The sequence below is a fragment of the Neisseria sp. HMSC078H04 genome, from assembly GCF_001838135.1.
Classification (GTDB): Bacteria; Pseudomonadota; Gammaproteobacteria; order Burkholderiales; family Neisseriaceae; genus Neisseria.
The window spans coordinates 1-241 of record NZ_KV835832.1 but is presented as its reverse complement, the minus strand read 5'-3'; the positions used below and the strand labels follow the sequence as shown (position 1 = coordinate 241).

Sequence of the window (241 nt, the reverse complement as noted above, 5' to 3'; positions counted from 1 at the left end):
ACTCTTTGATACAGCTGTTGGTGGTGATGCTGTTGGTTTCGATCTTGGCAACGGCGGCCTTTACGGCCTATCGGGAATCGGTCCGCTCGGCCAACCTGCGTGCGGCTCATGCCGCGCTGCTGGAAAATGCGCGCTTTATGGAGCAGTTCTACACAAAAAAGGGCAGCTTTAAGCTGACGTCGACGAAGTGGCCGGAATTGCCGGTGAAGGAGGCGGGCGGTTTCTGTATCAGGATGAGCGG

The 241-nt window shown here is 56.8% G+C and carries 1 protein-coding gene; it reads left to right on the top strand.

The genetic code is table 11. The annotated features are described in order from the left end of the window. The coding region (locus tag HMPREF2560_RS04315) for a type IV pilin protein (protein WP_283132704.1) at nucleotides 1-241 on the top strand (241 nt) is incomplete at both ends.